18 protein-coding genes and 1 pseudogene are annotated in these 14,064 nt (G+C 67.6%); 8 read left to right on the forward strand and 11 right to left on the reverse strand.

Annotated elements, in window-relative coordinates:
* Window positions 1-29: 29 nt before the first annotated feature.
* Window positions 30-797 carry a class I SAM-dependent methyltransferase gene (locus tag WKW77_RS28655; protein WP_340360298.1) on the forward strand — a complete coding sequence of 256 codons (768 nt, stop codon included), beginning with the start codon at window positions 30-32 and terminating at the stop codon, window positions 795-797.
* Window positions 798-800: 3 nt separating this feature from the next.
* Here the strand turns inward: WKW77_RS28655 and WKW77_RS28660 are convergent, their stop codons facing one another.
* The 8 genes from WKW77_RS28660 to WKW77_RS28695 form a co-directional block, all read right to left on the reverse strand.
* Complete coding sequence (locus WKW77_RS28660; RefSeq protein WP_340360299.1) at window positions 801-1,091, reverse strand: GYD domain-containing protein; 291 nt, start codon at window positions 1,089-1,091, stop codon at window positions 801-803.
* Window positions 1,092-1,282: 191 nt separating this feature from the next.
* Window positions 1,283-2,221: a ribokinase gene (rbsK, locus tag WKW77_RS28665; protein ID WP_340360300.1), complete on the reverse strand. Its 939-nt coding sequence runs from the start codon at window positions 2,219-2,221 to the stop codon at window positions 1,283-1,285.
* Window positions 2,222-2,236: 15 nt separating this feature from the next.
* The gene (gene rpiB / locus WKW77_RS28670) at window positions 2,237-2,686 is read right to left on the reverse strand and encodes a ribose 5-phosphate isomerase B (RefSeq protein ID WP_340360301.1); all 450 of its coding nucleotides are present in this window, start codon (window positions 2,684-2,686) and stop codon (window positions 2,237-2,239) included.
* 31 nt (window positions 2,687-2,717) lie between these two features.
* On the reverse strand, window positions 2,718-3,509 hold the full coding sequence (locus tag WKW77_RS28675) for a transporter substrate-binding domain-containing protein (protein ID WP_340360302.1): 792 nt from the start codon (window positions 3,507-3,509) through the stop codon (window positions 2,718-2,720).
* Window positions 3,510-3,554: 45 nt separating this feature from the next.
* Window positions 3,555-4,316 carry an amino acid ABC transporter ATP-binding protein gene (locus tag WKW77_RS28680; RefSeq protein WP_340360303.1) on the reverse strand — a complete coding sequence of 254 codons (762 nt, stop codon included), beginning with the start codon at window positions 4,314-4,316 and terminating at the stop codon, window positions 3,555-3,557.
* Window positions 4,291-4,995: an amino acid ABC transporter permease gene (locus WKW77_RS28685; RefSeq protein WP_340360304.1), complete on the reverse strand. Its 705-nt coding sequence runs from the start codon at window positions 4,993-4,995 to the stop codon at window positions 4,291-4,293. Before WKW77_RS28685 ends, WKW77_RS28680 begins: the two co-directional genes overlap by 26 nt.
* Window positions 4,995-5,672, reverse strand: coding sequence for an amino acid ABC transporter permease (locus WKW77_RS28690; protein ID WP_340360305.1), 678 nt, complete (start codon window positions 5,670-5,672; stop codon window positions 4,995-4,997). Before WKW77_RS28690 ends, WKW77_RS28685 begins: the two co-directional genes overlap by 1 nt.
* Window positions 5,672-6,451 carry a FadR/GntR family transcriptional regulator gene (locus tag WKW77_RS28695; RefSeq protein WP_340360306.1) on the reverse strand — a complete coding sequence of 260 codons (780 nt, stop codon included), beginning with the start codon at window positions 6,449-6,451 and terminating at the stop codon, window positions 5,672-5,674. The genes WKW77_RS28690 and WKW77_RS28695 overlap by 1 nt, the downstream gene beginning before the upstream one ends.
* Window positions 6,452-6,604: 153 nt before the next feature.
* Here WKW77_RS28695 and WKW77_RS28700 point away from each other — a divergent pair.
* Window positions 6,605-7,620 (forward strand): annotated as a pseudogene (locus tag WKW77_RS28700) (Bug family tripartite tricarboxylate transporter substrate binding protein).
* Between the two features lie 9 nt (window positions 7,621-7,629).
* Here WKW77_RS28700 and WKW77_RS28705 read toward each other — a convergent pair.
* Complete coding sequence (locus tag WKW77_RS28705) at window positions 7,630-8,415, reverse strand: IclR family transcriptional regulator domain-containing protein (protein ID WP_340360307.1); 786 nt, start codon at window positions 8,413-8,415, stop codon at window positions 7,630-7,632.
* Between the two features lie 127 nt (window positions 8,416-8,542).
* Here WKW77_RS28705 and WKW77_RS28710 point away from each other — a divergent pair, with 127 nt between their 5' ends.
* From WKW77_RS28710 to pcaF, 3 genes are read left to right on the forward strand one after another with little or no spacing between them, the layout of a single operon-like run.
* Window positions 8,543-9,244, forward strand: coding sequence for a 3-oxoacid CoA-transferase subunit A (locus WKW77_RS28710; protein WP_340360308.1), 702 nt, complete (start codon window positions 8,543-8,545; stop codon window positions 9,242-9,244).
* A 1-nt stretch (window position 9,245) separates the two neighbouring features.
* Window positions 9,246-9,890: a 3-oxoacid CoA-transferase subunit B gene (locus tag WKW77_RS28715; RefSeq protein WP_340360309.1), complete on the forward strand. Its 645-nt coding sequence runs from the start codon at window positions 9,246-9,248 to the stop codon at window positions 9,888-9,890.
* 28 nt (window positions 9,891-9,918) lie between these two features.
* Window positions 9,919-11,124: a 3-oxoadipyl-CoA thiolase gene (gene pcaF, locus WKW77_RS28720; RefSeq protein ID WP_340360310.1), complete on the forward strand. Its 1,206-nt coding sequence runs from the start codon at window positions 9,919-9,921 to the stop codon at window positions 11,122-11,124.
* Here the strand turns inward: pcaF and lhpI are convergent.
* Complete coding sequence (gene lhpI / locus WKW77_RS28725) at window positions 11,105-12,067, reverse strand: bifunctional Delta(1)-pyrroline-2-carboxylate/Delta(1)-piperideine-2-carboxylate reductase (protein WP_340360311.1); 963 nt, start codon at window positions 12,065-12,067, stop codon at window positions 11,105-11,107. The two genes, pcaF and lhpI, sit on opposite strands and share 20 nt — an antisense overlap.
* A gap of 57 nt (window positions 12,068-12,124) precedes the next feature.
* Here lhpI and WKW77_RS28730 point away from each other — a divergent pair, with 57 nt between their 5' ends.
* From WKW77_RS28730 to WKW77_RS28740, 3 genes are all read left to right on the forward strand, one after another.
* On the forward strand, window positions 12,125-12,883 hold the full coding sequence (locus WKW77_RS28730) for a sulfite exporter TauE/SafE family protein (protein ID WP_340360312.1): 759 nt from the start codon (window positions 12,125-12,127) through the stop codon (window positions 12,881-12,883).
* A 66-nt stretch (window positions 12,884-12,949) separates the two neighbouring features.
* A complete protein-coding gene (locus WKW77_RS28735) occupies window positions 12,950-13,177 on the forward strand; it encodes a hypothetical protein (RefSeq protein ID WP_256330236.1) in 228 nt (75 codons plus the stop codon).
* Window positions 13,174-13,551 carry a hypothetical protein gene (locus WKW77_RS28740; protein WP_340360313.1) on the forward strand — a complete coding sequence of 126 codons (378 nt, stop codon included), beginning with the start codon at window positions 13,174-13,176 and terminating at the stop codon, window positions 13,549-13,551. Before WKW77_RS28735 ends, WKW77_RS28740 begins: the two co-directional genes overlap by 4 nt.
* 10 nt (window positions 13,552-13,561) lie before the next feature.
* Here WKW77_RS28740 and WKW77_RS28745 read toward each other — a convergent pair whose 3' ends face one another.
* Entirely contained in the window at window positions 13,562-14,050 is a 489-nt protein-coding gene (locus WKW77_RS28745) for a MarR family winged helix-turn-helix transcriptional regulator (RefSeq protein WP_340360314.1), read from the reverse strand.
* Window positions 14,051-14,064: the final 14 nt, after the last annotated feature.

Genomic DNA, 14,064 nt, shown 5'->3' on the forward strand with positions numbered 1-14,064 from the left:
CCGCGTGGCGGATCGCCATAATTCGCCGCATGCAGGAATCGCATCAGACCGTTGCTTCGAACGAGGTGCTGCCACCGCATGCGCCGCTTCACGACTACTACGGCGACGAAGCCGACCACCAGCGGTTCCTGCGTCGCATCTTCGACGACACCGCACCCGACTACGACCGCATCGAGCGCGTGCTCGCGCTGGGGTCGGGCCCCTGGTATCGGCGTTCGGCGCTGCAGCGTGCCGGGCTGGGCCAGGGCGCCGAGGTGCTCGATGTCGGTATCGGCACCGGCCTCGTCGCACGCGAGGCGCTCAAGCTGATCGGGCCGCAGGGCCGGCTCGTCGGTGTGGACCCGAGCCCCGGCATGATGGGCGAGGTGTCGCTGCCCGGCGTTGAACTGGTGCAGGGCCGCGCGGAAGCGATTCCGCGTCCCGACGCGAGCTGCGACTTCGTCAGCATGGGCTACGCGCTGCGGCACATCTCCGACGTGCACGCGGCTTTCGCGGAGTTCTTCCGGGTGCTGCGTCCGGGCGGCCGCCTGCTGGTGCTCGAAATCACCAAGCCGGCAGGCCGCGTCGGCACCGCGGTGCTCAAGGCCTACATGCGCAGCGTGGTGCCGGTGATCGCCAAGGTGGTGGCGCATCGCCACGACACGGCGGAACTCTGGCGCTTCTACTGGGACACGATCGAGGCGTGCATCGTCCCGAACCTGGTGCTCGAAGCCCTGCGCGATGCGGGCTTCGAGGATGTGAGGCGCCACACGGAGCTCGGCGTCTTCTCGGAGTACACGGCCGTCCGGCCGGCATGAAGCTCAGGGCATCAGCGCGATGATCTTCTTGATCTCGTCCGCGGAGTAGGCGAGCAGTGTCTGCGAACGCACGTTGCCGAGCGAACCGACGCTGAGCAGCGTGGCCATGGCCGCCTGGTCGGTGCCTTCGGTCACGAGCACCAGGTCGTAGGAGCCGGATGTCCAGTACATGCTCTTGACGGTGAGACCCAGCTTGGCAGCCAGCCCCTTGAAGACTTCGGCGCGGTTGGGCGATTCCTTCACATTGCGGATGCCCTGGTCCGTGAAGTTGACGAGCGAGATGAAAGTGGCCATGGTGCTGCCTCCGTTGCGGTGAAGGCCCGGTCGCCGCGGCCGCGGCACGGACCGGTGGAGGGGACAAGCTCTTGCCGCGGTCCCCAGGAATGCAAACGCTTGGCTGGGCTGGTGTTGGCGCGTCGCGTGCTGATGCGCCGGCAAGTAAGGGGCAACGAGTCTAGACCTGCGGCTCGCGCCGCGCCAGCATTTCAGCGAACCGTCACAGTTGTGGGACGGTCCACCGGTGCGAGCGACTGGAGATCCGCGCGATGCGGGATCGAGGCCTGCGCGCCGGCCCGCGTCACGCACAGCGCTGCGGCCTGGATACCGAGCGCGATGCCGGCGTCGATCGCTTCGCCTCGCGCGAGCGAGGCGCAGAGGGCGCCGATGAAGGTGTCGCCTGCGGCGGTGGTGTCGATGGCATTCACTTTCAACGCGCGGAAGTGACGGCAGCCCGTGGCGTCGCAGACCACGACGCCTTCGCCGCCCATGGTGAGGATCACGCGCGGCGGTCCGCGGCGATGCAGCGCATCGGCGGCGCGCGTGGCGCTGTCGAGATCGCCGACGGCGAATCCACAGAGGAGGGCGGCTTCGGTCTCGTTCAGCACCAGCATGTCGAGCAGGCCCCACATGGCTTCGGGCAGGACCTGGGCGGGCGCCGGATTCAGCACCACGCTGCAACCCTTCTCATGCGAGAGGGTCGCGGCCTTCAGCACGGACTCCATCGGCACTTCGAGTTGCAGCAGGAGCAGCCGCGCGCCTGCGAGGTCGTCCTGAAGCCGGGCGACGTCGTCATCGCCGACGAAGGCGTTGGCGCCCGGAATGAGCGAAATGCGGTTCTGCGCGCTGTCGTCGACCATGATCAAAGCCACGCCGGTCGAGGCCGGCGCCGTGGCGACATGCCGGGTCTCGATGGCGTCGCCTTCGAGCGAGGTCTTCAGCGCCTGTCCAAAGGCATCGTCGCCCACCCGCCCGACCATCGCCACGGCGGCGCCCTGCCGCGCGCACGCCACGGCCTGGTTCGCGCCCTTGCCGCCGGGGTTGGTCATGAAACCGTGCGCCTGCAGGGTCTCGCCCGCATCCGGCACGCGTGGCGTCCGGACCACGAGGTCCATGTTGAGGCTGCCGAAGACGACGATGTCAGGCATGGCGCGGCACCGTGCTCAGGCCTCGGCGTCCATCGCGTGGAGCTTGTCCACGCGGCGGCGGAAGTCCTCATCCTCGACGGCGAAGCGGGCGTCCAGGTAGGCGGAGATCAGGTCGGTCGCGAGCCACGGGCCGACGATCTGCGCACCGAGGCACATGACGTTCACGTCGTCGTGCTCGACCGACTGGTGGGCCGAGTGGACGTCGTGGCAGACCGCCGCGCGGATGCCCTTCATCTTGTTGGCGGCGATCGACGCGCCCACGCCGGTGCCGCACACCATGATGCCGCGCACGGCGTCGCCGGACACGATCCGGGCCGCCACGGCGCGCGCGATGTCCGGGAAATCGACCGGCTGGTCGTCATGACTGCCGACGTCGACGACCTCGTGCCCGAGCTTCCTGATGTGGTCGACCACGACGCCTTTCAGCATCCAGCCTGCGTGGTCCGATCCGATGACGAGACGCATGGGTTCTTCTTTCTTTCTCTTTTGATGGGGTTCAGGGAAGCATGGCCGCCGGCAGGTCGCTGCCGTGGTACTTCTTGTAGATGGCGTTGAGCTTGCCATTCTTGAGGTTGGCCGTCACCCATTCGTTGAGCTTGGCGACCATGCGCTCTTCGCCCTTCTTCACGCCGATCGCGAGATCGAGGTTGCGCAGCAGGATCTTCTGCTCGAACGGCCGCTGCGGGTTCTTCGCGGTGATCTGGTTCATGATCGTCACCGAGGTCGAGACGATGTCGGCCTGGCCGCTGACGCCGGCGGTGACCATGGTCGCGTCGTCGTCGTAGCGCACGACCTTGAAGTCCTTGTCCTTGGCCATCGCGGTGAGCTCGGTGTCCTGCGTGGTGCCGCGCGTCACGGTCACGGACTGGCCCTTGAGGTCGGCCCAGTCCTTGATCTGCAGGTCCTTGCGCGCGCCGATCATGGAGACCAGGGCCGCGTAGGGCTTCGAGAAGTCGATGACCTTCTGGCGCTCGGGCGTGACCGAGAGCGTCGACACCACGATGTCGGCCTTGCCGGTCTGCAGGTTCGGGATCCGCGTGGCGCCGGTGGTCTGCACGAATTCGAGCTCCAGGCCCCAGTCCTTGGCGAGCAGCTGCGCCGTCTCGACATCGGAGCCGACCGGCTTGAGGTCCTTGTCGAGCATGCCCGACGGCGGGATCGAGAAGTCGGTGGCGATGCGGATCTTCTTCGCCTTCATCACGTCGTCGAGCACGTCGGCATGGGCGGCGCTCGCGAGCGTCAGGCAGGCGGCTGCCAGCAGGGTGAGAAGGGGGCGGGGCGCTTTCATCAGGGTTGTCTCCTTGGTTTTGGGGAATGTCACGGAAAGGCGAATCTAGAGGTCGCTGGCGACGAATTGCCGCAGTTCGGCGGTCTGGGGTTCGGACAGGATCTCGGGGCCGCCGCGCTCCCAGACCTTGCCCTTGTGCATGAACACGATCTGGTCCGCGACCTTGCGCGCGAAGGCCATCTCGTGCGTGACCATGACCATCGTCATGCCGCCGGCCGCGAGGTCCTCGATGACGCGCAGCACTTCGCCCGTGAGCTCGGGGTCGAGCGCGGAGGTCACTTCGTCGAACAGCATGACCTTGGGCTGCATCGCGAGCGAACGCGCGATCGCGACGCGCTGCTGCTGGCCGCCCGAGAGCTGCTCGGGGTAGTACGAGGCCTTGTCCGACAGGCCGACCTTGGCCAGCACGTCGAGCGCGATCGATCGCGCCTCGGACCTGGACAGCCCCTTGGCCGAGCGCGGCGCGAGCGTGATGTTCTGCTCGATGGTCAGGTGCGGGAAGAGGTTGTAGCTCTGGAAGACGATGCCGACATCGAGCCGCAATGCCTTGAGGTCGATGCCGGGTGCGTCCACGCGATGGCCGCAGACGACGATCTCGCCGCTGTCGATGCGCTCGAGGCGGTCGATGCAGCGCAGCGCCGTGCTCTTGCCTGAGCCGCTGCGGCCGATGATCGCCGTGACCTGGCCGCGGTCGACGTCGAAGCCGACGCCTTGCAGCACCTTCAGGCTGCCGAAGCTCTTGTGCACGTCGTGCAGGCGCACCACGGGCGACGATGCGGCCTCAGGATTGGGAGAGGAGGGGTTCATGGGACGAAAGGGAAGTCGCCGCGGCGCGCGAGGGCGCAGCACGCCGGTCTTCGAGCCGGCGGCTCCAGACGGACAGCGGATAGCAGATCGCGAAGTAGATCGCCGCGATCACGAGGTAGACGATGAAGGGCTCGAAGATCGAGTTGTTGATGATCTGGCCCGAGCGCGCGAGCTCGACGAAGCCGACCACCGAGGCGAGCGAGGTGTTCTTGACGATCTGCACCATGAAGCCGACCGTGGGCGGTGTCGCGAGGCGCACGGCCTGCGGCAGCACGACCTTGAACATGCGCTGGGTCCTGCTGAGCGCGAGGCATTCGGCCGCTTCCCATTGCGGGCGCGGCACCGCCTGGATCGCGGCGCGCCAGATCTCGCCGAGGTAGGCCGACACGTAGACCGTGAGCGAGGCGCCCGCCGCCAGCAGCGCCGAGACCTTGATGCCCAGCGTCGGCAGGCCGAAGTAGGCGAGGAACATGATGACCAGCAAGGGCGAGCCCTGCACGAGCTGCACCCACAGCCCCGAGGCGACGCGCACGGTGCGGCTCGGCGACACGCGGGCCAGCGCGACCAGGAAGGCCGCCAGCCCGCCGCCGATGAAGGCGATCAGGGAGAGCACCAGCGTCCACATCGCCCCTTGCAGGAGGAACGTGAAGTGGTTGGCGTTGAAGGCGGTCTGGAGCATCACAGCGCGGTGCCGAGGCGGCGCCGGCGGGGGAACAGCAGGGCGCCGAGGCCCCAGAAGCCGAGCCGCATGAGCAGCGACAGCGCGATGTAGCCGGCGCCGATCACGAGGAAGGTCTCGAACGGGCGGTAGGTGTCGGACTGCACGTGATTGGCGACGGCAGTGAGCTCCTCCACCGAGATCTGCGAGCAGATCGACGAGGCCAGCATCAAGAGCACGAACTGGCTGGTGAGCGCTGGATAGACGCGCTCCATGGCCGGGAACAGCACCACATGCCAGTACACCTGCAGCCGCGACAGGCCGAGGCATTCGGCGGCTTCCAGCTGGCTGCGGTTCACCGAGTCGAAGCCGGCGCGCATGATCTCGGTCGCATAGGCACCGGCGTTGACGGCCAGCGCGATCACGGCGACCGTGAAGGCCGGCAGCTTCAGGCCCAGGCTCGACAGCCCGAAGTACACGAGGAAGATCTGCACCAGGAGCGGCGTGTTGCGGATGAGCTCCACATAGCCGCCGCAGAGCCGGGACAGCACGGCATGGCGGCTGCGCCGCCCGGCGGCGCACAGGGTGCCGATGGCGAAGCCGGAGACCGTGGCGACCAGCGCCAGCCGGATCGTGAGCCAGGCGCCGTCGACGAACAGCGGCCAGCGCTCGAGCACCGCGCCGAAATCGAGTTCCATCACGCGAGTTCCTTGCGCTCCGGCGGGCGGCCGCGGGCGGCCGGGTCGGCCGCGGCCTTGCGGCGGTACTCGTCGCCGATGCTGAAATGCTTGCGCAGCACCTGGTCGGCACGGTCCTCGTCGCGCGCGATGAGGGCCTGGAAGATGCGGGCGTGGTCCTCGACCAGGTATTGCTTGATGGCCGGATCGCCGCCCACGACGTCGCGGCGTTCGTGATGCGAGCGCAGCAGCAAGGTCGACATCGCCGCGTAGAGCTGCACCAGGGTCTCGGAGCGGCTCGCGCGCACCAGCGCGGAATGGAACTCGTAGTCGGCGCGGCTGCCTTCCTCGGAATCGTTCACCGTGGCCTCGATGTGGTCCACCGCCGCGGCGATGCGTTCGAGGTCGCTGGTGGTGGCGTGGCGGCACGCCAGCCGGGCCGCCTGGACCTCGATCGCGATGCGGGCCTGCATGACGTCATCGACGATGTCGGCCTGCTGCGCCATCGAGAACGCGAAGAAGTCGCCGAGCACCGAGACATCCGGCTTGCGCACCACCGTGCCGACCCGCTCGCGGATCTCCACCACGCCCATCATCGACAGCGCGCGCAGCGCCTCGCGGACGATGGGGCGGCTGACGCCGAGCTGCGCGGCGAGTTCGCGTTCCGGGATCAGGCGGTCGCCGGACTGGATGCTTCCCTCGAGCAGGCGGTCGCGCAAGAAGGCGAACACCTTCGAAAAGCCCGATCCCTCGGTCTCGGCCACGCGAGTGATCAGCGGTTGCTGCGTCCGTGTTGTCATGCCGTGGTTTTATCAGTGGTCTGACCAGAAGCGCAGGGGGATTTCCCTCTAGTGGTTAACCCCTATCAAAAACGAAGCATTTGGGCTGACTTGCGTCAGGGAGCTCGGGTCGCGTAACGTTCTGTAACTCCAGACTTGCGATTTTTCCGCCTCATGCTCACGAAACGCCGCCTCCTGCAAACCCTGGCTGCAGCCCTCTGCACTTCAGGTGCCTGGGCCCAGGATCCGTCGCGCTCGCGCGCCGCGGCGCGCCCCGCCGCCGGGCCCGGCGTCTGGCCGACCAAGCCGGTGCGGCTCCTGGTCGGGTTTCCGGCCGGCGCCTCGCCGGACCTCGCGGCCCGCGCCATCGCGGAGCCGCTGTCCAAGCTGCTGGGCCAACCCGTGACGGTCGAGAACCGTCCCGGCTCGAGCGGCAATCTCGCGGCCGACCAGGTCGCGAAGGCGCGGACGACCACACCATCGGCGCACTGATCAACGGCAATCTCACGATCGCGAAGCTGCTCAATCCGAACACGCCTTTCGACCCCGAGAAGGACTTTTCGCCGGTCAGCCTGATCGGTACCGCGCCGCTGGTGCTCGCGGTGTCGGGCGACGCGGTGGGCGCCCGTCCGGAAGAGCTGCTGCTCTGGGCGCGCAATCTCGGCGATTCGGGCGAGTACGGCACGCCCGGCGTCGGCACCGTCGGCCACCTCGGCATGGAGCTGCTGAAGACCCGCACCAGCATCCGCGCTCGGCATGTGCCCTTCACCGGCAACCCGCAAGTCATCGAGGCGATGCTCGCCGGCAAGATCCAGCTCGCGCTGCTGCCGCCCGGATTGGCCAAGCCGCACGTGAAGTCGGGCAAGCTCAAGGCCGTGGGCGTCACCTCGCCGGAACGCAGTCCGCTCTTCGCCGAGCTGCCGACGCTGCGCGAGGCCAATGTGCGCGGCGCCGACCTCGAGATCTGGACCGCGATCGCCGCGCCTGCGAGCCTGCCGCCCGCGGCGGTCGCCAGGCTCAACGCCGCGCTGGTGGAGGTCGTTCACTCGGCCGACGTCCAGCAGCGCCTGCTGGCTGCCGGCTGGCAGGCGAATGCGGGCACGCCGCAGTCGCTGGCCTATCGCATGCGCACCGACACCACCCAGCTCGGCGGCGTGATCCTGATGCGGGGCATCCGCTCGGACGCCTGAACGGCGCCGCTACAGCAGGCGCGAAATCGTCCGCGCCGAATCCAGCAGCGCGGGCAGCATCGTCTCCTGCATCACCTTCGCGCTGGTGCGGTTGGCCTGCCCGCTGATGTTGAGCGCCGCGACCGCGCGGCCCGCGCGATCGACGATCGGCGCCGCGATCGAGATCAATCCTTCCTCCAGTTCCTGGTTGACCAGGCACCAGCCGTGGCGGCGCGCCTGCATCACCTTGGCGAAGAGTGCGTCGAGGTCGGTCACCGTGTGCTTGGTGAAGGCCTCGCGCGTCGAGGTCGAGAGCCGTTCGCGGATCTCGTCGTCTTCGAGGTCGGCCAGCAGCAGCCGGCCCATCGAGGTGCAATAGGCCGGCAGGCGCGAACCCACGCCGAGGCTGATGCGCATGATCTTGTGCGTCGGCACGCGCAGCACGTAGACGATGTCGGTCGCATCGAGTACCGCGGCCGAACACGATTCGCGCACCTGCTGCACCAGCGCTTCCATGACCGGCTCGGCACGGTCCCAGATCGGCATCGACGAGAGATACGCGAACCCCAGGTCGAGGATGCGCGGCGTGAGGGTGAAGAGCTTTCCGTCCGATGCCACATAGCCCAGCGTCTGGAGCGTGAGCAGGATGCGGCGCGCGCCCGCCCGCGTGAGGCCGCTCGCGGCCGCGACCTCGCTGAGCGTCTGGCGCGGCGCGGTGGCGCTGAAGGAGCGGATCACCTGCAGCCCGCGCGCGAAGGACTGCACGTAGGTGTCGCCGGGCGCGGGTGCAACGGGGTGTTTCCTGTGGGTTGCCATAAGGAGTGATCCTGCCTAGAATTCATTATAAGAACAAGTGTTCGTATAGCGAACAAATCGACGGCATCTCAACCCGGCCCGTTCGAGTTCTCGATCGGCTTTCTTCCCTTCCCGAAAGACAGATTTCATGATCAACAAGATCGCGCGCTCGATCGCCGATGCCATGGCGGGCATCCAGGACGGCGCCACGGTGCTGATCGGGGGCTTCGGCACCGCCGGTATCCCCGGCGAGCTCATCGACGGCCTGATCGAGCAGGGTGCGAAGGACCTTACCGTGGTCAACAACAACGCGGGCAACGGCGACACCGGGCTGGCTGCGCTCCTCAAGGCAGGCCGTGTGCGCAAGATCATCTGCAGCTTCCCGCGCCAGGCCGACAGCCATGTCTTCGACGAGCTCTATCGGACCGGCAAGCTCGAACTCGAACTCGTGCCGCAGGGCAATCTGGCCGAGCGCATCCGTGCGGCCGGGGCGGGCATCGGGGCCTTCTTCTGTCCGACCGGATTCGGCACGCAGCTCGCGGGCGATCGCGAAACGCGCGAGATCGACGGCAAGCAGTACGTGCTCGAATACCCCATCCGCGGCGATGTCGCGCTCATCAAGGCCGAGCGCGGGGATCGCTGGGGCAACCTGACCTATCGCAAGGCGGCGCGCAACTTCGGTCCGGTGATGGCGATGGCTTCCAGCCGCACCATCGCCACCGTGCACGAGATCGCCGAACTCGGCGAGATGGATCCCGAGACCATCGTCACGCCCGCCATCTTCGTCCACCGGATCGTCAAGATCGATCGCGTCGCCACGCAGGCGGGCGGCTTCAAGAAGGCAGCGTGACATGAGCAACTACCAACGTCGCACCAAGGACCAGCTCGCCGCGCGCGTGGCGCAGGACATCTTCGACGGCGCCGTCGTCAACCTCGGCATCGGCCAGCCCACGCTCGTCGCCAACCACCTGCCCGCCGGGCGCGAAGTCATCCTGCACAGCGAGAACGGCATCCTCGGCATGGGCCCCGCGCCCGCCGAAGGCGCCGAGGACTACGACCTCATCAACGCCGGCAAGCAGCCCGTCACGTTGCTGCCGGGCGGCGCGTTCTTCCACCACGCCGACAGCTTCGCGATGATGCGCGGCGGTCATCTCGACATCTGCGTGCTCGGCGCGTTCCAGGTCTCTGCCACCGGCGATCTCGCCAACTGGAGCACCGGCGAAGAAGGGGCAATCCCTGCCGTGGGCGGTGCGATGGATCTCGCCATCGGCGCCAAGCAGACTTGGGTCATGATGGACCTGCTCACCAAGAAGGGCGAGAGCAAGATCGTCGAGACATGCACCTATCCCCTGACCGGCATCGGTTGCGTGAAGCGGGTGTATTCCGACCTCGCCACCATCGAATGCACGCCTTCCGGCCTGAAGCTGATCGACAAGGTCGACGGCCTCGAACATGCCGAACTCGAAAAGCTGGTCGGCCTGCCGATCGCCCTCTGAATATCCGAAACCCACTGAGAGACACATCATGACCAAAGAAGCCTTCGTCTGCGACGCCATCCGCACGCCCTTCGGCCGCTACGGTGGCGCGCTGTCGAGCGTTCGCGCCGACGACCTCGCCGCGGTGCCGATCAAGGCGCTCATGGAGCGCAACAAGAACGTCGACTGGCAGGCCGTCGCCGACGTGCTCTACGGCTGCGCCAACCAGGCCGGCGAAGACAACCGCAACGTCGCGCGCATGGCCGGCCTGCTCGCGGGTCTGCCGATGGAAGTGGGCGGCGGCACCATCAACCGCCTCTGCGGCTCGGGCCTCGATGCGATCGGCACGGCCGCGCGTGCGATCAAGGCGGGCGAAGCCGGGCTGATGATCGCCGGCGGCGTCGAAAGCATGAGCCGCGCGCCGTTCGTGATGCCCAAGGCCGAAAGCGCCTTCAGCCGCAACAACGCGGTGTACGACACCACCATCGGCTGGCGCTTCGTCAACAAGCTGATGAAGGCGCAGTACGGCGTCGACTCCATGCCCGAGACGGCCGAGAACGTCGCGACCGACTACAAGATCGAACGTGAAGCGCAGGACCGCATGGCGCTGGCTTCGCAGCAGCGCGCGGTTGCCGCGCAGAAGTCGGGCTTCTTCGATGCCGAGATCGTGCCCGTGAGCGTCGCCCAGAAGAAGGGCGATCCGATCATCGTGGCCAAGGACGAGCATCCGCGCGACACCAGCCTCGAAGCGCTCGCCAAGCTGAAGGGTGTTGTCCGTCCCGACGGCACCGTGACGGCGGGCAATGCCAGCGGCGTGAACGACGGCGCCTGCGCGCTGCTGCTCGCCGACGAAGCGACCGCCGCGAAGAACGGCCTCACGCCGCGCGCCCGCGTGGTCGGCATGGCGACCGCTGGCGTGGCGCCGCGCATCATGGGCATCGGCCCCGCGCCCGCGACGCAGAAGGTGCTCGCGCAGACGGGCCTCAAGCTCGATCAGATCGACGTGATCGAACTCAACGAGGCTTTCGCCGCGCAAGGGCTGGCGGTGCTGCGTCTGCTGGGCCTCAAGGACGACGACGCGCGCGTCAACATCAACGGCGGCGCGATCGCGCTGGGTCATCCGTTGGGTGCGAGCGGTGCGCGCCTGGCGACCACGGCGATCAACCAGCTGCACAAGGGCGGCGGCCGCTATGCGCTGTGCACGATGTGCATCGGCGTGGGGCAGGGCATCGCGGTCATCCTCGAGCGCGTCTGATCGCACCGTCCGTCGCGGCGCCGGTCCACACCAGCGTCGCGGCGGCCAGGTCTTCGAGTGCGCTGCCGACGGCCTTGAAGACCGTGCACTCCGATGCCGAAAGCCTGCCGGGCCTCTCGCCGCGACAGAGATGGGTGAGCGTGGCCTGGATGCTTTCGGGTGTGAGCGTCCCCGCGGCGAATGCGTCGAGCAGGTCGCCGGCCTTGGTCGGTGCTTCCTCCGTGTCGACGAAGACGCGCGCGGCGGCAAAGCACGACGGGTCGGCTTCCTTCATGGATGGCGTGAAGCTCCCGATCAGGTCGAGATGCGATCCCGGCGCCAGCCACTCGCCGCGAACCAGCGGGGCGGTCGCGAGCGTCGCGCAGCTCACGATGTCGGCCCGGCGCACCGCGGCCCCGAGGTCATCGACCGCTTCGGCATCCCAGCCAGACTGCCGCCATTCGGCTGCGAGCGCGCGGGCGCCTTCGGGCCGGTGATTCCAGACGCGAACCTTGCATATGGGGCGGGTGCTCGCATGCGCCGCAGGCAGAAGACGCGCGATGCGGCCGGTGCCGAGCACCAGCAGCGTGGACGCATCCTCGCGCGCGAGAAAGGACGCACCCAGCGCCGCCGCGGCGGCTGTCCGATGCGCGGTGATCTCGTTACCGTCCATCTGCGCCAGCGGCACGCCGGTGCGCGCGTCGTACAGCACGTAGGTCGCGTGCAGGCCCGGCAGTCCCCGGGTGCTGTTGCCCGGGAAAATGTTGATCGTCTTGATGCCGAGGAAGCCGGCTTCGCTCCACGCCGGCATGATCAGCACGGTGCCGCGCGCATCGCCGCTCCCGATCGTGTGCATGTGCCGCTGCGGCACCGACGCATGGCCCGTGAATGCCTCCCGCAATGCGGGCACGAGCCGGTCGAAGGCCAGGTGGGCGCGGGTCCGCGCTGCGTCGAAAGTCTTCATGCATGGAGAATGTAGCCTTCGCGCTTCCCTCGCGCCGCACTGCCGGCCGTCGTCATCTTGAGCCTTCCCGTCATCACCGATCCGCACTTCTATGCGGTTGCCATTCCTGCCGTGCTGCTGCTCGGCGTCAGCAAGAGCGGCTTCGGCGCCGGCTTCGGATCCCTTGCGGTGCCGCTCATGGCGCTGGCGGTCACCGTCCCGCAGGCGGCTGCGATCCTCATGCCGGTGCTGCTGCTCATGGACCTGCTGGGGCTGGCTGCCTTCCGCCGCGATTTCGACAAGCGGCTGCTGTGGTTCCTCATTCCGTGCGGACTGGTCGGTACGCTGATCGGCACGCTGCTCTTCAAGGTGCTGCCCGCGCACACGGTCGCAGGCATCGTCGGGGTGTTCACGCTGATCTTCCTCGTGCAGCGGCTGGTGTTCCCGCCGAAGGCGAACTCGCCTCTGCCATCGAAGACCACCGGTGCGTTGCTCACCACGATCAGCGGTTTCACCAGCTTCATCGCGCACGCCGGCGGGCCGCCGGTGAACGCCTACGTCATCCCGCTGCGCCTGTCGCCCTTGGCCTACACCGCCACGATGGCGTATTTCTTCTTCGTCGTGAATCTCAGCAAGTGGGTGCCTTATGCATGGCTGGGCCTGCTCGACTGGCGCAATCTCGCGACCTCGCTGATGCTGCTTCCGATCGCGCCGCTGGGCGTGTGGGTGGGCATTCGCATCGCTCGCCGGATCGATGCCACGTGGTTCTACCGCTTCGTCTATCTCGGCATGCTGCTGACGGGCATCAAGCTCACGTGGGATGGCTTCATCGGGTGAGCCGTCGCCGATGTAATGCAAATCTCTACGATTGTCGCGATGTCTGCCAATCGGCAGAATTTCGGTATGTCCGCCCCGTCCACAATGCCTGCCAGTCTCGATGACGATGAGCTCCAGAGCCTCGCGTCGGAGTGGCGCATTCGCGCGATGCAGGGCGACCAGCTTGCGCACCGCATGGCGCAGGCGCTCGAGGCGGAACAACGCCGCCGAATCCGCGACACCGGCCTGCAGACCCTGCCGCCGGCCGCATCCTCGATGTATTCGCGCAAGAGGCCGTGGTGGAAGTTCTGGTGAGCAAGATTGATTTCGGCATCGGCCTGGCGCTGCTGAGTTTGTTCGGTGCAACCTTCCTCTCGAATCTCCTGGCCTATCTTCGCGACAGGTCGCGCGAAATCGATCCGATCACGCGCGAGGCACGCGAGCTTCTGATGCGCGAGAGCGCGGCGCCGATGCCGGACTGTCCCACCTTGTCGCCCGCGCATTGGGCGAGGCTGGAGGCGATGCAGCCGAGCTGGCGCCGCGGCGCCATGCAGACGGCGCGCAAGCGCTACGCCGAGGCGCGATCCGCCTATGCGCGCCATGACTTCAACGGCGAGCTCTACTACCCGAACCCCGCGCTCGTTGCCAACGCGGCGCACGAGCTGCTGCGCATGACCGAGCGCTTCTAGCGCACGGGCGCTAGGACGGCAGGTAGACCTTCTGCAGCAGGCGGATGAGCGTCTCGCGCTCGCGCGCCGTGAGCCGCGCGCTGGCGTCCGCTTCGAGCTCGGTCACGGTCCGCTCCGCTTCGTGGATCAGTTCTTCGCCGGCGGGCGTGAGATGCAGGCCGATCGCGCGCCCGTCATGCGGGTGGGGACGCCGCTCGATCAGACCGCGGCTGTCCATCGCGGCGATCAGGCTCACGAGGTTGGGCGGCAGGATGTCGAGCGTCGAGCACAACTGCCGCGAGGTCGCGCCGGGGTTGTGCGCGAGCAGCGACAGCACGGAGAAATCCACTTGCTTGAGCCCGTAGGCGGCCATGCGCTCGGCGAACACCTCGGTCACCGCGAGCCAGGCCCGGCGGGCGTTGTAGCCGACGAAGGTCTCTAGCACGCGCGTATCCAGACGATCGGACCGGGGGACCTGCGCATGGGAGACGGGCGTGTTTTTGTTGCGGGTTGCTGGCATGAATGCAAGCGTAA

Origin of the sequence: Variovorax ureilyticus (assembly GCF_037889935.1) — a bacterium.
Lineage (GTDB): Bacteria > Pseudomonadota > Gammaproteobacteria > Burkholderiales > Burkholderiaceae_C > Variovorax > Variovorax ureilyticus.